This is a genomic window from Methylobacterium sp. J-077, assembly GCF_022829365.1.
In the GTDB taxonomy this organism is placed as follows: domain Bacteria; phylum Pseudomonadota; class Alphaproteobacteria; order Rhizobiales; family Beijerinckiaceae; genus Methylobacterium.
The window spans coordinates 1-642 of sequence record NZ_JAKSYJ010000077.1 but is presented as its reverse complement, the minus strand read 5'-3'; the positions used below and the strand labels follow the sequence as shown (position 1 = coordinate 642).

Here is a 642-nt window from a genome sequence, read left to right as displayed (position 1 = left end):
GTTCGAGCCGCGCGCCGACCAGGCCACGGCTCCGGCCGCGCCCCACGCCGCGCCTGCGCCGCAGGGCCGGCGCCCGCTGCCTGTCGTCCACGACGACGAGGATTTCGAGGGCGAGGATTTCGAGGGCGAGGATTTCAGGGGCGAAGATTTCAGGGGCGAGGACGAGCCGACCCCCGTGCCGGCGGAGGCCGCGGCCTCCCGCGTCTCCGCACCGGTGGCGCCGGTGGCGCCCGCGCGCCGCCCGGCGCCGGCCAGCGGCCGGGACGATTACCGCCATCCCGCGCTCGACCTTCTGGCCGAGCCGCGCGGCCCGTCGCAGGCGAGCCTGGTCTCGGCCGACGCGCTGGAGCAGAACGCGACGCTGCTGGAAGCCACGCTCGGCGATTTCGGCGTGCGCGGCGACATCCTCGCGGTGCGGCCCGGCCCGGTCGTGACCCTCTACGAGCTCGAGCCGGCGCCCGGCACCAAGGTCTCGCTGCTGGGCGTCACGCTGATCTTCGACGCCGACCTGCACCACCTCGCCATCGAGGGTCTGGCGCAGAGCTACGTGGTGCTACCCCCGGACGGGGTCCCGGCCTTCTCGGACGCGCTGATGCTGGCGCTGAAGGCGCTCACCCGGGGCTTCACCCTGGCAGTGCAGAT

At 74.6% G+C, this 642-nt stretch carries 1 protein-coding gene; it reads left to right on the top strand.

Annotated features, from left to right (window positions below):
• Positions 1–642, top strand: a 642-nt coding sequence (locus tag MKL11_RS04975) for a DNA translocase FtsK (protein ID WP_279600278.1), incomplete at both ends; no start/stop codon positions are given.